The organism is Clostridium sp. CS001 (assembly GCF_020443565.1).
In the GTDB taxonomy this organism is placed as follows: domain Bacteria; phylum Bacillota; class Clostridia; order Clostridiales; family Clostridiaceae; genus Clostridium_AD.
The window spans coordinates 83,382-101,111 of the sequence record NZ_JAIZZN010000002.1 but is presented as its reverse complement, the minus strand read 5'-3'; the positions used below and the strand labels follow the sequence as shown (position 1 = coordinate 101,111).

At 30.0% G+C, this 17,730-nt stretch carries 16 protein-coding genes and 1 pseudogene; 7 read left to right on the top strand and 10 right to left on the bottom strand.

Annotation, left to right across the window (positions count from 1 at the left end; all coding sequences use genetic code 11):
* Positions 1-70 precede the first annotated feature (70 nt).
* Both LGK97_RS02245 and LGK97_RS02240 read right to left on the bottom strand, forming a co-directional pair.
* Positions 71-619 carry a phosphatase PAP2 family protein gene (locus LGK97_RS02245; RefSeq protein ID WP_226258108.1) on the bottom strand — a complete coding sequence of 183 codons (549 nt, stop codon included), beginning with the start codon at positions 617-619 and terminating at the stop codon, positions 71-73.
* Between the two features lie 142 nt (positions 620-761).
* Positions 762-1,448 carry a DedA family protein gene (locus LGK97_RS02240; RefSeq protein ID WP_226258107.1) on the bottom strand — a complete coding sequence of 229 codons (687 nt, stop codon included), beginning with the start codon at positions 1,446-1,448 and terminating at the stop codon, positions 762-764.
* Between the two features lie 385 nt (positions 1,449-1,833).
* Between LGK97_RS02240 and LGK97_RS02235 the strand changes: the two genes are divergently transcribed.
* The 5 genes and pseudogenes from LGK97_RS02235 (at position 1,834) to LGK97_RS02215 (ending at position 6,311) form a co-directional block, all read left to right on the top strand.
* Positions 1,834-2,529, top strand: a complete 696-nt coding sequence (locus LGK97_RS02235) for a response regulator transcription factor (RefSeq protein WP_226258106.1) — start codon at positions 1,834-1,836, stop codon at positions 2,527-2,529.
* 205 nt (positions 2,530-2,734) lie between these two features.
* Positions 2,735-3,679 (top strand): annotated as a pseudogene (locus tag LGK97_RS02230) (ATP-binding protein); the annotation flags it as partial.
* 118 nt (positions 3,680-3,797) lie between these two features.
* Entirely contained in the window at positions 3,798-4,679 is an 882-nt protein-coding gene (locus tag LGK97_RS02225; RefSeq protein WP_226258104.1) for a hypothetical protein, read from the top strand.
* Positions 4,680-4,833: 154 nt separating this feature from the next.
* A complete protein-coding gene (locus LGK97_RS02220) occupies positions 4,834-5,565 on the top strand; it encodes an ABC transporter ATP-binding protein (RefSeq protein WP_226258103.1) in 732 nt (243 codons plus the stop codon).
* On the top strand, positions 5,565-6,311 hold the full coding sequence (locus LGK97_RS02215) for an ABC transporter permease (protein WP_226258102.1): 747 nt from the start codon (positions 5,565-5,567) through the stop codon (positions 6,309-6,311). The genes LGK97_RS02220 and LGK97_RS02215 overlap by 1 nt, the downstream gene beginning before the upstream one ends.
* On the opposite strand, the gene LGK97_RS02210 is transcribed toward LGK97_RS02215, so the two are convergent.
* Both LGK97_RS02210 and LGK97_RS02205 read right to left on the bottom strand, forming a co-directional pair.
* The gene (locus LGK97_RS02210; RefSeq protein ID WP_226258101.1) at positions 6,284-6,793 is read right to left on the bottom strand and encodes a hypothetical protein; all 510 of its coding nucleotides are present in this window, start codon (positions 6,791-6,793) and stop codon (positions 6,284-6,286) included. The two genes, LGK97_RS02215 and LGK97_RS02210, sit on opposite strands and share 28 nt — an antisense overlap.
* 157 nt (positions 6,794-6,950) lie before the next feature.
* Positions 6,951-7,847, bottom strand: a complete 897-nt coding sequence (locus tag LGK97_RS02205) for a metallophosphoesterase (RefSeq protein ID WP_226258222.1) — start codon at positions 7,845-7,847, stop codon at positions 6,951-6,953.
* Between the two features lie 280 nt (positions 7,848-8,127).
* Between LGK97_RS02205 and LGK97_RS02200 the strand changes: the two genes are divergently transcribed.
* Complete coding sequence (locus LGK97_RS02200) at positions 8,128-8,622, top strand: EamA family transporter (RefSeq protein WP_226258100.1); 495 nt, start codon at positions 8,128-8,130, stop codon at positions 8,620-8,622.
* 125 nt (positions 8,623-8,747) lie between these two features.
* Here LGK97_RS02200 and LGK97_RS02195 read toward each other — a convergent pair whose 3' ends face one another.
* Positions 8,748-9,614, bottom strand: a complete 867-nt coding sequence (locus tag LGK97_RS02195; protein WP_226258099.1) for a LysR family transcriptional regulator — start codon at positions 9,612-9,614, stop codon at positions 8,748-8,750.
* Positions 9,615-9,729: 115 nt separating this feature from the next.
* On the opposite strand from LGK97_RS02195, the gene LGK97_RS02190 reads away from it, so the two are divergent.
* Entirely contained in the window at positions 9,730-11,076 is a 1,347-nt protein-coding gene (locus tag LGK97_RS02190; RefSeq protein ID WP_226258098.1) for an MATE family efflux transporter, read from the top strand.
* Positions 11,077-11,119: 43 nt separating this feature from the next.
* Here the strand turns inward: LGK97_RS02190 and gpmA are convergent, their stop codons facing one another.
* The 5 genes from gpmA to LGK97_RS02165 form a co-directional block, all read right to left on the bottom strand.
* Positions 11,120-11,884 carry a 2,3-diphosphoglycerate-dependent phosphoglycerate mutase gene (gpmA, locus tag LGK97_RS02185; RefSeq protein WP_226258097.1) on the bottom strand — a complete coding sequence of 255 codons (765 nt, stop codon included), beginning with the start codon at positions 11,882-11,884 and terminating at the stop codon, positions 11,120-11,122.
* 292 nt (positions 11,885-12,176) lie between these two features.
* The gene (locus LGK97_RS02180) at positions 12,177-14,084 is read right to left on the bottom strand and encodes a PAS domain-containing sensor histidine kinase (RefSeq protein ID WP_226258096.1); all 1,908 of its coding nucleotides are present in this window, start codon (positions 14,082-14,084) and stop codon (positions 12,177-12,179) included.
* 85 nt (positions 14,085-14,169) lie between these two features.
* Positions 14,170-16,128, bottom strand: a complete 1,959-nt coding sequence (locus LGK97_RS02175; RefSeq protein ID WP_226258095.1) for an SEC-C metal-binding domain-containing protein — start codon at positions 16,126-16,128, stop codon at positions 14,170-14,172.
* Positions 16,129-16,362: 234 nt separating this feature from the next.
* Positions 16,363-16,764 carry a GreA/GreB family elongation factor gene (locus LGK97_RS02170; protein ID WP_226258094.1) on the bottom strand — a complete coding sequence of 134 codons (402 nt, stop codon included), beginning with the start codon at positions 16,762-16,764 and terminating at the stop codon, positions 16,363-16,365.
* A 254-nt stretch (positions 16,765-17,018) separates the two neighbouring features.
* Positions 17,019-17,729 carry an LrgB family protein gene (locus LGK97_RS02165; protein ID WP_226258093.1) on the bottom strand — a complete coding sequence of 237 codons (711 nt, stop codon included), beginning with the start codon at positions 17,727-17,729 and terminating at the stop codon, positions 17,019-17,021.
* Between the last annotated feature and the right edge of the window lies 1 nt (position 17,730).

Here is a 17,730-nt window from a genome sequence, read left to right as displayed (position 1 = left end):
ATTTTCTACCTAGGATATCACTCTATAATCAACTAACATTACCTTTTTCTTTTGAATAATGAATGTTCTATTATATTCTAGCCTTTATATTAATGTTTAACTTATCAGAGAAGTAAATTATTATTCCACTACACATGAGACCTAAAACCATACCTGCCAAAACATCTGTAGGATAATGTACATATAGATATACTCTTGAAAATCCTATTAAAGATGCTAACCCCAAAAATCCAAAGGCATAACGTTTAAAGTATTTTGCTAATACTCCCGCCACTGCAAATGAGGATGTAGTATGCCCTGAAGGGAATGAATATGATAAGGGCTTTGCAATTAAAAGGTTCCACGCCTCTATAGCTTCTGATGGCCTTGTACGCTTAACTGCATTTTTCAATATTTCCTCTCCTAAGATTGTGCTTAGTATTAAAGCTCCTAAAGCCATAAAGCCTATTTTTCTATATTTTTTATTAATCATAAGTAATGCTATTATTATAATCCATATAACCCCGCCATTACCTAGATATGTTGATATAACCATACCCTTATCCATAATAATTCCATGCATATTATCTTTTATATACAATAATATTGAATTATCAAATCTCTGTACCATTGACATCATTCTCTTCATACCCCCTTCTTTTTTCTTTCTTTACTAGATGCATCTATATATCACTCTATTTCATATTAGGTATCTGTAATATTAAAATTACACGTGAAGATTTTTATTTTTTTTCAATCAGTGTGAGACTTATTAAACTTTCTTAATTAGTGTCAGACTGAGTATTAAGGATATCATTTTCATCATTTCTTCCTGTTTTTCTCTTTTCTTTCATGAACACTATAACTCCAGGCAATAATGAAACGATTATTATAGCCATTAGCACATAAGAAAAATGATTTTTTATAAAAGGCAGGTTGCCAAAAAAATAACCACCACCTAAGAATAAACTTACCCATAATCCCCCGCCAATAATATTGTAAGGTATGAACTTTGAATAATTCATTTTTCCTATGCCTGCGATAAAAGGTGCAAAAGTTCTAATTATAGGAATAAATCTTGCTATAACTATTGTCATTGATCCATGCTTTTCATAGAACTTCTGAGCCTTTTTTAAATACTCTTTGTTAATAAACCTTACTTCTTCCTTCTCTAATATCTTATTTCCAATCTTCTTGCCAATATAATAATTAGCAGTGTCCCCCAGTATTGCAGCAAGGTATATTACTATTAGCAGGGTTAATAAATTCATTGACCCAATTGCAGCTAATGCACCCGCTGCAAATAGCATTGAGTCTCCTGGTAACAATGGTGTAACAACCAATCCTGTTTCTAAGAAGATAATTAAAAAAAGAATAGCATAGGTTAATATTCCATATTGCTGCATCATTAATACCAAATAACTATCAATATGCATTATTACATTTATAACATTCATTAAAATACTCATATTTTCCCCTTTCCTTATACAAACTTTCTGATGCTTTACATTATCAATTAGTAAGATTAAAATCACATTAAAAAAGTCTTATTTTTTGATTAAGAATTATAACAGTTTCAAGCATACATTTTGCGCTGATATGGTATCTACAAAATCGGGAACAAAGGATCTAGAATTTCATTTTCACCTACATTCAATTCACAACCTCATTGCATTGTGGTTATATTAAGGAAATATTAAGATTTTCAATTATGAATAATTAAGATATTTATATTATAATAGAAACAAAACATGTAAAATCCAATTACTTGGATAAAGTTATTACTATATATGTATCTATGCCTTTATGCAATTTATAAACTGCTTGGCAATATTTCTTAGAAAGGAGCTTATTATGGATAAAGAAGTTATTTTGGTAGTGGATGATGAAAAAGAAATTAGAGATTTAATAGGTATATACTTATCCAATGATGGCTATAGTGTTATTATGGCTGCCAATGGAGTGGAAGCCTTAAATATTTTAAATAATCAGCATATAGATTTAATTATACTTGATATCATGATGCCTATTATGGATGGTCTGGAGGCATGTAGGAAAATAAGAGAGTATAAAAACATGCCTATTATTATGCTTTCAGCTAAAAGTGAGGATATGGATAAAATTATGGGACTTACTACAGGAGCAGATGATTATGTTTCTAAGCCTTTTAACCCACTGGAGCTTTTAGCAAGAGTGAAATCTCAGCTACGAAAATATACGAGATTGGATATAAGTGAACATAAAGATGAAAGTATAATTGAAGTAGACGATTTATATATAAATACCAATACTCATGAAATTAAAGTTGGGGACAAAAATGTGAGGCTTACACCAAGAGAATTTGATATACTTCTCCTTATTGCAAGAAACAGAGGAATAGTTTTTAGTATAAAGCGAATATATGAAGCTGTGTGGAAAGAAGAATTTATGGAATCAGATAATACTATAATGGTTCACATAAGAAAAATAAGAGAGAAGATAGAAGAAAATCCAAGAAAGCCAAGGTTTATTAAAACCATTTGGGGAGTAGGTTATAAAATTGAAAACTAAATTTGTCCCAATAATTAAAGCAATCCCCTCTTCATTTATAAGTGTCTCCCTTGCAGTTAGAGATAAAATTAAAAAGAGCATACGATTGGAATTAATCTTGATCTTTGCCATGTGTTTTATAATATCAATGATAATTGGTGGTGTATCTAATAGAGTTTTAGTGGGAAAAAATGACCATACAAGAATGGAATACAATAAAAGCGATTATGACCGAGATAGGGATATTGATAGTAAGGTACTATCAGTAAGTATTTCATTTTTATCTTTCTTAATAATCTTTTATTTTATAACTAACAAAAAGATGAAGTATATAGAAATAGTATCTATAGGGCTTTTAGAAATATCTAAAGGCAATTTAGATTATAAAATAAAAAAATATGGAAATGATGAATTATCAATGCTTGCAGATAATATAAATTATATGGCTGAAGAGCTTAAAACTAAGATAGACAGTGAGAGAAAAGCAGAAAAAACAAAGAATGATCTAATTACGAATGTTTCTCATGATCTAAGAACACCGTTAACTTCCATCAAAGGGTATTTGGAACTTATAAAAAACAAAAAATATACAGAGGAAAATCAGTTGGATCAGTATGCTAGCATATCCTATAATCAAGCTGAAAAACTTGAAATCTTGATAAATGACCTATTTGAATATACAAAACTTGCAAATAATGCAGTGAAGTTTGTTAAACAAAACATCACATTAAATGAACTACTGGATCAACTCATTGAAGAATTAGTACCAATTTGCGAGAATGCCAATGTAACAATATCAAAGGAATTTACAAAAGAAAAAATAATTATAGATGTTGATCCAAATAAGGTAGCCCGTGTGTTTGAAAATCTATTAATAAATGCCATAAGTTATAGTGTTAAGCCCAGCGATATAAAGATAATACTTACAGTAAATAATGGCTTTTCCTTAGTATCTATTCAAAATAAATGTAAAGAAATAAGTGAAGATAATTTAAGTAAAATATTTGATAGATTTTATAGAGTGGAGGAATCCAGATCCTCTAGTACTGGTGGAAGTGGTCTGGGTCTTGCTATTGCTAAAAGCATGGTGGAGCTGCAAGGTGGTGTTATTGATGCAAAGTATAACAATGGTTATATAAGTTTTAATGTAAAATTCAAGGTTACAGAATAAGAAATCTTAAGAAATAAATAAGAAATAGTTCAGAGGAAGTTAATAAAGCAATGCTATACTAAATTTATAGGAAGTGGCATCCACTTTCTAAATATAATAAAGGTTTGGAGGAATAAGTATGAATAAGAAAATTATCGCCATTGCAATGAGTTTAGTGGTTAGCGGTGGTGTCCTTATGGGAACTGCCTATGCAAGTGCAAATCAATTGTCTGGATATGAAGCCTATAAGTTAGCAATAAAAGACACTGCAAATGTGAGAAATGAAACAGCAGATGTTACTGTATCTGTAAAAGACAATGGTGTGAGTTTAGTGGATGTTAACTCCAATATTAAAGTTAATGGAACTTCAAATGCTATGAGTCAGGCTACTACAATAAAATCAAGTAATGGAAGCCAAGCTTTTAGTACATTTGTTCAAGATGGAAAAAGCATATCTAAATTCAGCACTAGTGAAGTATATAATGTAAAAGAAAACAAGCACAATGACATGAACAAAATCAATGAGAAGATGAATCCTCAAGTGATTAATGGTGTAGAAAATGTGGTGGATATTTTAGCAGGCAACATGAAAGACGGTGTAGTTGTATCTCCTAACGCAGATGGCACTAAAAATGTGGCTATTAATTTAAGCGAAAGTCAAATAGTTCCATTAGTAAATGCTATAGCTTCAATAGCCATGGTGAAAAATAATGATGAACCAAGGATGAATGAGAAAGCTGGCGAACTTGATGTTAAAAACATGCTTCCACAGCTTGTAAGCGAGATTAAAGTTGTAAGCGTCAACGTTACTGGAGATATAAATAAATATAACATAATTAATAATCAAGTTGCTAAAATAGTGTTAAGTGGCAAAGATACTAAAAACGTAATCCATACAGTTACAGTTGATGCTACTTTAAATTTATCAAATATTAACTCTACAACACCAAATACTGTAGATTTAACTGGTAAACAGGTAAAAACTATGACTTCAGGTTTCAGAGGAAGCGATAAGGAATAGACTAATTATCACCTGCGGTGCTGCAATACTAATTAGTGAAAATGAAAAAGTTTAAATTATAAAGTTAAAATGGAGATTATGAAAATTATCTCTGTCCTAGAGGATAGACGTTTCTTAGTTTTCATTTTTACTTCTTAAAATAAGGAGCGCTAATATGGAAAAAGTTTTAGAAGTAGATGGACTTACTAAACTATATAACAACGGTAGAGGTGTGCGAGATATAAGTTTTGAAGTTTATAAAGGAGATGTATTTGGATTTCTTGGACCAAATGGTGCAGGTAAGACAACGGTAATGAAATCTATAACTGGATTAAATACCTTTAAAAGTGGAAGAGTTGAAATCCTGGGTTTTGATATAAAAACACAGTTTGAAAAGGCTTTAGGAAAAGTAGGAGCAATCATTGAGACAGCAGATCTTTATGAATATATGAGTGCCTATTACAATTTAAAAATTGCTTCAAGATTTTATAAAAACATGGAAAGCTACAGTATAGATGAAATACTAGCTATAGTACAATTAACAGAATTTAAGAATGAAAAAGTATCTAAATTCTCCTTGGGAATGAAACAGAGACTAGCCTTAGCCTTAGCCCTTATATCAAAACCCCAATTAGTAATTTTGGATGAACCTACTAATGGACTTGATATAGAAGGTACAGTGGCCATGAGAAACCTTATAATTGAATTAGCTGCTAACAGTGGAATAACATTTTTCATATCTAGTCACCTTGTGCATGAAGTAGAGCTGATGTGCAATAGAATAGCAATAATTAATAATGGACAACTAATAAATAAGGGCGAAGACATAAAAACTATAAAAGAAAAATACACCTCCTTAGAGGATTTTTATATGGCAGAAGTAAAGAATGTACGAGGTGAAATTTGATGAATAACTTAACAGCTAATATAATAAACGAAGTTCAAAAGCTTTTTTTAAAGAAGAAGATAACAGTGCTTTTAATTCTTACAGCAATAATATGTTTTCTATCAGCATTTTTTATTTCTACCATTCAAGCAAAAATAGTATTCATTGCAATAGACTCTATAAACTTCCCCTTGATGGCATTAACTATATTTACTAATATAGTTTTACCTTTATTTATATTTATGGCTGTAGCTGAGCTGTTTTCAGGAGAACTGGGAGATAAATCTTTAAAACTAATCCTTATAAGACCTATCAGCAGATTAAAAGTTTTTATTTCAAAGAATGTAGCTATAGCTATTTATATAAATATAAACTTATTAGTTGTATTTATTGTATCAATGGTTTCAAGCATAGTTTTAAATGGAAACTCTAGTTTTAGTGTACCGCATATTATATTTGCATATATTATTGATATACTACCTGCAGTGGTTTTAGCTTTATTTGCATCATTTATAGCACAGTTCTTCAAAAGCAGCAGTGGAGCCATAATTACTTGTATTTTATCATTTATCGGAATTAAAGCATTAGCATTATTTATAAATGGATTAAACAACATGGTTTTCACTTCCTATTTAAACTGGTATTCAATTTGGTCCATAGGCCAATTTAACTTTGCGAGAACAATAAATATACTATTTATGATATTAGCTTATGGGTCCATTTTCTTTACAGTTGGGTATTACTTCTTTGATAAGAAGGAAGTATAATTTTTTCTAAGATAAAAGGAGATCACTGGATATTTATCACATGATTCTCTTAGTGTTTTAGATATTTCTTCAAAGTATTTAAAAGTTAAATTAGGTCTTAAAGGTTTAATCTTCCAAAGTTTAGTTTCACCCATCCTTCTTACTAAGTAATATAGCACATAGGCAAGGGTCGCTGGAATAAGTCCAAAGCCAAAACTATATAAACTAATAGTAAGTGGATTATACTTATCAAGTATTGCCTTTCCAAGAATAGTACCCAATGCATAAGTAAAACCTGCGCCAATACCTATAATTACACCTATAATGTTAATATTAAGACCACCAATTGATCCCCCTGTAACTGCTAAAAAACAACCACTAAACCACATTATTAACGCAATTATTTTATCTAAAGTTAACATTTCTTTATATATTAATTTCCCCAGAAGATACCTGCAAGTGCAATAAATATCCTCGTTTTGCGTCCATAATAATTCCTCCAAAAGTGATTAACTTTAATCTTATCAGTTTTAAAAGAGGTATCCTTAAATTAAAGGTACCTCTTTTCATTATACTATAATAATCTGATAATATCAGTTTTTTATAATAATGCTATATAAACAGTATCTCCTTAAATATAATGCTGTATAAACATTATATTTAAGGAGATACTCCTATAAGTTCAATAATAGGTAGATGAGGTCTATTATTTATTCTTATAGGAATAACGCTATTTCCAAGTCCCCTACTTACAATCATTTTAACACCATTATTGGTATATATTCCTGAAGTATACCGTGGAAACAAATCTTGATTTGGTGAAAATAAACCTTTATTTATAAAAGGTATTCTAACTTGGCCACCATGAGCATGTCCTGAAAATACTATATCGGGATTAATAATGTTTAAATCAGAAGAGTAATAAGCAAACAATTCCGGTCTATGGGTTAATAAAATCCTTGGAGCATCCTTAGAATTTTCAATATCTTTGGGATTTAATAACTTATAGTCACTGCCCTCCATAAGCCCTATTACTTCGATACTCTTATTGTTTTTTGTATATGTTTTTGTTTCATTATCAAGGACTTCAACTTTATTTTTAGTTAGTATATTCGTCCATTCATTTAGGTTTCCATTCCATATTTCATGATTCCCTGTAACTGCATAAGTTTTTGCAATCTCTGCTAATCCGATGCATAATCTATCTAGTCCACAGGTTTTTAAATCTGCACTAGCATCTATTAAGTCACCTGTCATTACTATTATGTCAGGTCTTTGCTGTTTTACTTTATTTACTATAACATCTATATTGGATGCATTTTTAGGTAAATGCACATCAGAAATGTGAGCAATCTTTAGCCCATTCAATTCTTTTGGCAAATTATTTATCTCCACTTTAATATGTTCAACTTTTATCCAGTTATTTTGTGAATAACAATATACAACAGTAGTTAAAGCTAAAGCTAAAAATATAATAGCTTTAAACTTCTTGTCACATCTAAATCTTTTTTTCATATTTTCTATAAGTCTACCTATCTGTTTTGATAACAAACCCATATTCACACTCATTTCTCCCCGGTATATTTTTACAAATAAAACATATTATAGATACGTTCAAGTTAATTTTATTTGTATTATAACATTCTTGTAAATTTTATACAACAAATAAAGTAATTTCAAATCCTCATCTCAAAGCCTTATAAAATCGCTACTCTTTTCTAATTTTTGTTCTTTCTATAAATTGTATGTAAAAATTTCCACCCATATTTTTTTGCATAGCCTCACAATTAATGATATAATCTTCTCGGTATTAATCAGGACCTTAATAGGCTGCCTTATGATGTGTAAAATATATGATCTTTCTACTATTCAATTAAATGCAAAGGGTGTTTTTTTTGGAATTTTATCTGGCTTTACTTTTGCACTTCAAATTATTCTTGCTAAAGTAAATTCAAATAAGTACAACCAAGATACACTACTTGCCTATTCATTTATATTTGCTTCCATGTTTTTAATTCCATTCATGGATATAAAAAATAGTATCCACATATTCAAAAACTCTACAGATATATATTTTATACTAAAAAATATATTTGTAATTGGAATTTTAAATACAGTTATAGCCAATGGGGCGTATATAAAATCTGTGCAATATATAGAAGTTGGAATAGCTAGTATTATCACTTCCTCTGAGATTGTTATAGGTGCAATTATAGCTTATTTTGTATTCCAGCAATCTTTAGACTTAGTACAAACTATGGGAATGATTTTAATTATTGTATCGGTTATGATACTAGGAATTAAAAAGCGAGGTATATCCACTACCCTCTAATTATTTCTAATTAACACTATCAGTAAATAATTTTAGTTAAACTATAAATTCTTTTGTTTCATATACAGAAAACGGGTTCTTTTTGAACCTGTTTTTTTGTTATTTAATTTAGGTCAGCTCCTTCTTTATGAGCTTATTTCTTGTACAAAGTTGGCTGCTACAGTAGATAATTTAGCATTTTCAACAGTTATTATAGCATTTTGCGTATATAATGATGGGTTATCAATAGTTTTGAATTTCAAACTATTGGCAAGCACTAGATCTTTAGAAGATATTGGAACAATGGCAACACCTAGCCCAGCATTGGCCCACAATAGAGAAGTTCTAGAATCATCATTTATACAGAAAATATAAGGATTTATTTGTTCCTTTTGAAACTCTGAAATTATTATATTTTCAAATCTACGATAAATAATAAGTGGTTTTTTATTTAATTCTTTCATTGAAATCTTATCCCCTAACTTATCTAAATCACAGTCATTATTATATGCGGCTATCATTGGTTCACTTTTCATGTAAATAGCTTTGAGACCCATTGTTTCAAAAGGTGTTCTTACAATTCCAATTTCAATCACACGAGAAAACAGCAGTTTTATAATTTCAGGGGTAATCCCTTCATATATCTCGTATTTGATTTTGTCGTATTTTTTATGAAATTTTAAAAAATGACTGTTTAATAAATTACCATCTATAGCGGATATTGTCCCAATCTTTAGCGTCCCTTTAAATCCACTCTTACTATCTTCCAACTCTTTTTTTAAGGAACGATTCAATTCAAATATACTATTTGCTTTTGCAAAAAGAATTTCGCCTGCATCAGTAAGGACTATTTTTCTTGGACCTCTATGAAATAATTTCACATCTAATTCCTTCTCAAGGCTTTTTATCCTATTACTAAGTGCAGGTTGTGCAATATGCAGTTTTTTCGACGCTGCTGTTATATTTCCTTCCGTTACTACAGTAGCAAAGTATAAAAGTTGTTTACTATCCATGGATTATCCCTCCTATACAAAAAACTATATACATTCTATAATATATTAATATTTTAATTATATCTTAGCTTATGTTAAACTACAATAAAATGAATTTCAAGGAGTGATGACTGCTATGATAGATATGACCAACGGTGATCCAACTAAGACTATATTAAAATTTGCATTTCCTTTTTTAATAGGAAATCTATTTCAACAATTATATAATATCGTAGACTCAATAATAGTCGGAAAGTTTTTAGGAACAGATGCACTAGCTTCTGTAGGTTCCTCTTTTATGCTTATGAACTTTTTTTCCTTTGTAATAATAGGACTTTGTATGGGAGCCTCAGCTGTTTATTCGCTTTTTTTCGGTGAGAAAAACTATTCAAAGCTTAGAAAATCGATATTTATATCCTTTGTTTCAATAGGAATATTTACAATATTGCTTTCAATTTTAATAATATTAAATACTAAAAATATGTTATTGCTAATAAACACTCCTCAAATAATACTTGAAGGCTCTAATGATTATTTAAAAATTATCTTTGGAGGACTTATATTTGTTTTTCTTTTCAACGGCTGTTCTGCCTTACTTAGATCTATAGGAGACTCAAAAACTCCACTATATTTTTTGATATTGGCAGCTATTATCAATATAATCCTGGATTTAACTTTTGTAACTATTTTTAATATGGGGATTGCAGGTGTCGCTTTTGCTACAATAATTGCCCAAGCTGTTTCTTCAATATTATGTTTATTTTATGCAGTAATAAAAACACCAATTATTAGAATAAGTAAAAGGGACATGGTTTTTGATAAAGGAATTGCATTAATGATAGGAAAATATAGTTTTCTTACCTCTATTCAGCAATCTATCATGACCTTTGGAATGGTTTGTGTTCAAGGAATTGTAAATACCTTTGGATCGGATACTATAGCAGCTTTTACAGCCGCGGGAAAGATTGATTCCATTGCATACTTACCTGTTCAAGACTTTGGAAATGCATTTTCTACTTATGTTGCTCAAAATAAGGGAGCTGGAAATATATCCAGAATACATAAAGGTATAAAATCTGCTTGTAAAACAATAATTTTATTTTGTTTAATATTCTCTACATTAATCTTTATATATTCTAGGAATCTTATGGAGATATTTATAAATGCAGATGAAGTAAATGTAATCAATTTAGGTATAGAGTATCTATCTATTATATCTGTATTTTATATGCTAATAGGATTCTTGTTTATGTTTTATGGTCTCTTTAGAGGTATTGGGTCATTAAAAACTTCTTTAGCACTTACAATAATATCTTTAGGTACAAGAGTAATTATGTCTTATGTGCTTTCAAGCATTCCAGCACTTGGCCAACGGGGAATATGGTGGTCTATTCCTTTAGGTTGGGCTCTTGCTGATATTACTGGTTTTATCATTTACATAAAACAAAAGGAAATATATGTACATGTTGATGGAGTTTATTAATAACAGACTTAAACCATCAATATGCTCCTTTTATCTTAGAATTTCAAGACAATCCAAGATCATCCTTAAGGCCTACTGCACTATTGGTGGGAATAGTATCATTGAGTAATTCGCCCTCTAAACTCAAATAATAATGCCTAATAGGCTTCAAATTATCATCTAATTCATATACAAGTGGAATTCCTGTAGGTATATTCAGACTTACCACATTATCACTTGACATATTATCCATATATTTTACTAAAGCTCTTAAGGTATTCCCATGTGCAGAAATTATAACCTTCTTACCTTCCTTAATCTTTGGTGCTATTTCCTCAAACCATTCCTCCATAACCCTTTTTACAGTATCATCTAAACTTTCCGTTGTAGGGATTTCTTCTTCTGTTAATTTATTATATTTCAGTTCTTTCCCTGGATATCTATCATCACTTTTTAGAAGTTCTGGTGGTTTTACATCCACATATCTTCTCCATTTATGAACTTGCTCATCTCCATATTCTTCTGCGGTTTCTTTCTTGTTTAATCCTTGCAAGGCACCATAATGTCTTTCATTGAGCTTCCATGATTTATTTATGGGAATCCACATCAAATCCATTTCATGCAAAACAATCCAAAGTGTTCTAATGGCCCTTTTTAATACAGAAGTATATGCTAAATCAAAGGTATAACCATTTACCCTAAGTATTCTCCCAGCTTCCCTTGCCTCAATTAGACCTGTCTCTGATAAATCCACATCTGTCCAACCAGTAAACCTATTTTCTTTATTCCAAAGGCTTTCACCGTGTCTTAATAAGACTAATTTAATCAACTTAATCACTTCCTTAATAATATAAATTATATCACTATTTTATTTGGGTTCGATGGATATGTTTGCGGCTGTGGAACTTACATCCATTATAATGATAAACCCCTCTTTGCAAGATCCATCCCACATAAAACTTGCGTTGATATTGTGTCAAAACTTCGTGAATGCAAGATTGAAGGGGTTTTTGAAAGTGTTAATACTGCATTCTTTGATAAGCACAGAGTTTGGCTTAGTATCCTTTGTTACAAAAGATATTGAGGAAGATGGAATTGAACATGCATTAGCACACTTAGGTTTATGAATACACATCTGAAAACTCTACTTTTAAATTTTCGTTGCTACTTCTCATATTTCTACTAAACAGCAAATTCTGTTGCATTACTTCTCTGGCAGGAAGCCTAACAATGAACTTACTTCCTTTACCAAATTCACTTTCCACAGTTATACTGCCTCCATGTAATTCCACAATAGATTTTACCAAACTTAATCCAATACCGGTGCCTTCTGCATTCCTAGATAGCGACTTATCTACCTGCATAAATCTATCAAAAATCATATTCATGTGTCTTTTTTCTATACCAACACCATTATCTTTCACTGATATTTCAACAAATTCATTCCTATCTTTAACCTGTACAAATATCTCCTCACCCTTATCTGAAAACTTTACGGCATTTGATATAAGATTTAATACTACTCTTTCAATCTTTACTAAATCGCAAGCAATAATCTTTTCTTCAATATTAGTGTCAAAAATTATATTTAACTCTTTAATCTCGGCAAAATTAGTTACAGACATAACTGTTTCTTCTACTACTTCCACTATATTGTTATTTGAAAGGTCCAGTTCAAAAAATCCTGCTTCAATCTTTGATGTATCAACTATATTATTAATAAGTTTAGATAATCTATAGGAATTTTGCTTTATTGATTCTATATATTTAATAATTACATCCTTATTTTCCTCTAGTGACCCACTATTACAATATAGACTAAATAACTGAACTGCTGAATATATCACATTTAATGGTGTTTTAAGTTCGTGTGATATGTTTGCAAGAAATTCCCCCTGGGACTTTAATGCATTTTCCATAACTAAACTAGACTTCACTTCATCAGTAACATCTATCATTAACACAAGTATTTCTTTTATTTCTCCACTGGTTTCAAGCACAGGCGCAAATATAAAATTAGAATAGGTTTCATTTCCATTGATTACATGAATCTTTTTATTTATATACTTTACCTTTTGCTCTTTAATTACTTCACTAATTCTTTGAAAGTACTCACTTTCGTTAAACTGGGGAATAATATCTGCAATTTTATTCCCCTTTATTTGTGAGATTGATTCGGCATTTACTATGAACGTTTTCAAGGTATAAATAGCCTTTTGGTTTATTTCTAAAATCCTTAAATCCGGAGAGGATAGCCTAACCACAGGCAATTCAAGATTATCTATAAGCCCATCTAAAAATTCATTTTTACTTTTCAAACTCTCTTCCATACTCTTTCTTTCTGTGATATCTCTACTGATACCTGATATACATGTTAAATCCCCATTATCATCATATGTAGGTATTAAATAATCTTCTACCCAAACGTAATTCCCACTTTTTCTTCTAAACCTTGTGCAAAAGGGTTTAGAAAAATCGGAGTTTTTATCCATCTTACTTTTTTGTATTCCCATATCCTCAGGATGAATATTTTCAAATGTTATATTCGGATTAAGATAATGTGCTTCTGCATCATACCCTAAAATATCATATACAGAAGGGCTAATATATGTAAACTTACATTCAGGTATAATTTGAAACTTAAAAACAATATCCTTAGCCTTTTCAAATACTTTAATAAACTCATTATACTGCTGCTCAATAAGAGTGAATTCACTTATATTTATAAGTGACAACTGCAATCCCACAATTCTAGAATCATCACTTGTGATGGGTCTTGATTCAACATCAAAAAATAGCTTGCTACCACGATTTCTTGAAACAGAGGTCTTAATATTCATGTTTAATAGTAAGTCATGAAAACTATATCCTAAATAATTATCAATATAAGTATTTAACATTTCATTTTGTTTGAATCCTAAAATTTCATAACAATTTTGCGAGATCCTGGTAATCACTCCTGTATCACTCACTTGAATAATCAATTCTCTACATGATTGGAAATTAGTTGAATTAATAAGTAAATTCATTTTCCACTTCCCCCAATATATATCAAATGCCACCTAAATATCATGTGGCAAATTTCAACCTATGTTATAAATATTATCAATATTGCTAAAATAGCTCAATAACCTTAGATCCACAACATCTTTTGTACTTTTTACCACTTCCGCATATGCAAGGATCATTTCTTCCTATCTTAGGAGTAGAATCATTATTATTCATGGAATTAAATTCATTTAAAGTATATCCTTTTAACTTCCAAAGTCTAGTATTATTTATAAAACTATTGATTTCCACTAATAATTTTTCAAGTTCATTTCCACTTACCTCTCCCAATGCATCAAGGATATCCTCTATTACCTCTTCCTTTTCACTTTCTTGAATATCATCGTATAAATTGATTATAATCATTTCAATCTGCGTGTCTTCTAATTTCCAATTATTCTTCAAATATTTTTTTAATCTCATACTTACTTTATTTTCAGTTAAATACTCAACATTGGCAGATTCAAGTAACTCATCCTTTTTTATAATACAGAAATCCATATGACTTGAAATTTTTTCTCTTTCCTGAGCAGTATGAATAATATCTTCTGGATAAAGTACCGTGCTACTAGCTATATTCCCTTGTAATACATACTCCTCACAATAACGTGAACCACTTTCAATTATTTCATAAATCTCAGTTTCATCTAAAGAATAGTCAACATAAGTATTAAGGTTTTTTATGAAATCACTCATAAGAAATACACCATAGTTATAAGACATTCCCCAAAATAGTTTCACAAGCTCTGTATTTCTAGCTAAAACCTTTCTATATTCCTCATTATCTAAGGAGTTTATAACATTTATTGTTTCAGTGGGCATGATTAAATATATACCCTCGTCCTTCATAGCTACAAATAAAAATCCTGCGTCTAAAAAATAGTCTAGATTCGATGTAATCTTTTTATCATCAAAATATATAAATCCTTGGTTTTCAGCAATGCTTTTTAAAAATTCATATCTTTCACTATCAATTAAATATAGTGCTTCATTTATTTTCTCTTCATATACTTCTAAAAGTTTTTCTACTAATTGCCCTTTATTAAACTGAGATATCCTGGTAATATTAAAAATAGATGCTATCTTTAATAATTCAGGTTTTGTATTACATTTTAATAATTCACTTAAATCCTGTGTGAACTTCCCTCTTTTTACTCTATTTAATAACTTGTTTACTTTATCTTCAATTTCTAAATTCATACTATTCATTGCTTTATGTAAATAAGAATCAAGATTTTCTTCATCATCATACATATCCAGTTCATCACTATTTCTATATGGAATTATATTATTTTGTTTTTTTGTTTTGGCTTTCTTAAATTTAAAATTATTTCCTGGTAAATACTGCTTTTCTGTATCTCTTTCCCCTTCATATCCACAAACTCCATCTCTAGGCGAATTTGTATATTCAGATATATGGACTAAGTCATAATCATCCTCATCTTCATCTATGCAATCTTCACAAAAAAACTTTTCTTCTCCATAATTAAAGTACTCTGCTTTTTTATTACAATTTGAACAAAAGTTTTGTATTTCTTCATTTCTAGCTAATATTTCTATTTGACTATGATTTTCCCCTGTTACATATTCCTCTACAACTTCAAGCTTTAATGTAGTTGTGGAACCAAAATCATAATCATATCTAAATTTATCACCCACAGAAATTACCTGTGATAATTTAAAATCCATTGTTTCGTTGATTTCAAAGTACTCTTCATCTATTAAAGAATCATAACTTACATCATCTATAATAAAACTGCTTAGGTGTCCACAACATTCTAACCAAATATCTCTTAAAAAACTATCTAAATTCCTTAAAGTTGACTCTATATCTATAGCTATATACAAACAGTACTCCTTTGAGTCGTACTGTGGAACAATTGATAAAACATATTGTTTTTTAGTTTCCTTAGAATTAGCCATATCTTTTTCTATGTTTTCTTTTCTAACTTTACAACCTTTAACATGCCTTTTAATAGTTCTTTCTGATAATTCCTCATTGCAATAATAACATTTACCTTTCAATTCTCATCTTCTCCATTTCTTTCCCCTAAATTTAACAATATTAATAATTAATAACTCACTCTGAGTTAACTTTCTTTGACTATTATTATACCATATCCAGTGATACAATTCATTTTAGATAATTTAATTATTAACATATCATTAAATTATATTCCACAAACATAAAGAAACTGCCCCAAGTTACCTAAGTAACCTAGTGCAGTTTTATTTGCTATATTATTGTCTTGCTAACAGTTATAGGTCATAAAGTTTTTGAGCTTCTGGCTGAAATAATATTTTTTTTACCTCAATTTGCACAACCCCATTTGGTACTTCCCACTCTATAATACTGCCTTCAGAATAACCAAGGATGGCTGTCCCAACCGGCGATAATATAGAAATTTTATTGTTTGAGATATCAGCTTCACTTGGATATACCAAACTAACTACTTCTTCATCATCTCCCATTAATAACATTACCTTTGTATTCATTGTGATAACATTGCCGGGTACTTCTTCTGGACTAGTGACATCAGCCCTATTTATTTCTGCTTCAAGATTTTTTATATTTTGTCTGTTTTTTAAATCTTCGTATTTGTTAATGACCTCCAATAGTTTATTCTTGTCTGAGTCAGTTATATATATTTTTCTGGACATTTGCATGCTCTCCTCCCATGTAGTATTACTTAATAACGCTATATTTATTTGATTTTTCATAGCTCTCATTATGAAAAGTTTCATTTGTTATCTAATTTATAACACCTGTAATGAAATTGTATCAAATAGCACAAAAGACACTCCCCTAAAATTCATAAGGGAGATGTCTAAAGTTTATAATAATAGTATATCTAATCTTACAACCATTGTCAATATTGCTAGAATGATTCCAAACTTGTATGATTTATTTATATCTATTTTATAACGGAAAGGTACTGAAATATTTTAACTATTACTGGAGCTATAATGACTGTAATAAGTCCAGCAACCCCAATTGATAAACCACTCATTCCACCTTCTATTTCTCCCATTTCAATAGCCTTAGAAGTTCCTACTGCATGTGCGGAAGTTCCAATAGCAATACCCATTGCTATTTTGTCCTTTATTTTCAATGCTGAGAATATAACTTGTGCCATTATTGCACCTGTAATTCCAGTTACAATAATGGCTGCAACTGTAATTTCAGGAACTCCTCCAATTTGCTTTGAAACCTCAATGCCAATTGGAGTTGTAACGGATTTAGGTATCAATGACAGAGTAAGTACATCAGTTAATCCAAAGACCTTAGAAAACAAAATAGTAGAGATTACACTTACTATGGATCCTGAAAAGATGCCTACAATTATTGGCAATGCGTTCTTTTTAAGAACTGCTAAGTTTTTAAATAACGGTACGGCTAAGGCAACCGTAGCCGGTCCCAAGAAAAAAGATATAATTTGCCCTCCCTTATTATAATCCTGCGGGCTAATATCAAAGATTTTTAGTGCAAGTATAACAATTGTCATGGCAATTAAAAGTGGATTTAAAAATGATTTTCTAGTCTTTTTGTTAATAAGTAGTCCAATTTCAAAAGCAATAAGTGAAATCATAACTCCAAATACCGAACTCCTTAGAATTTCTTTCATT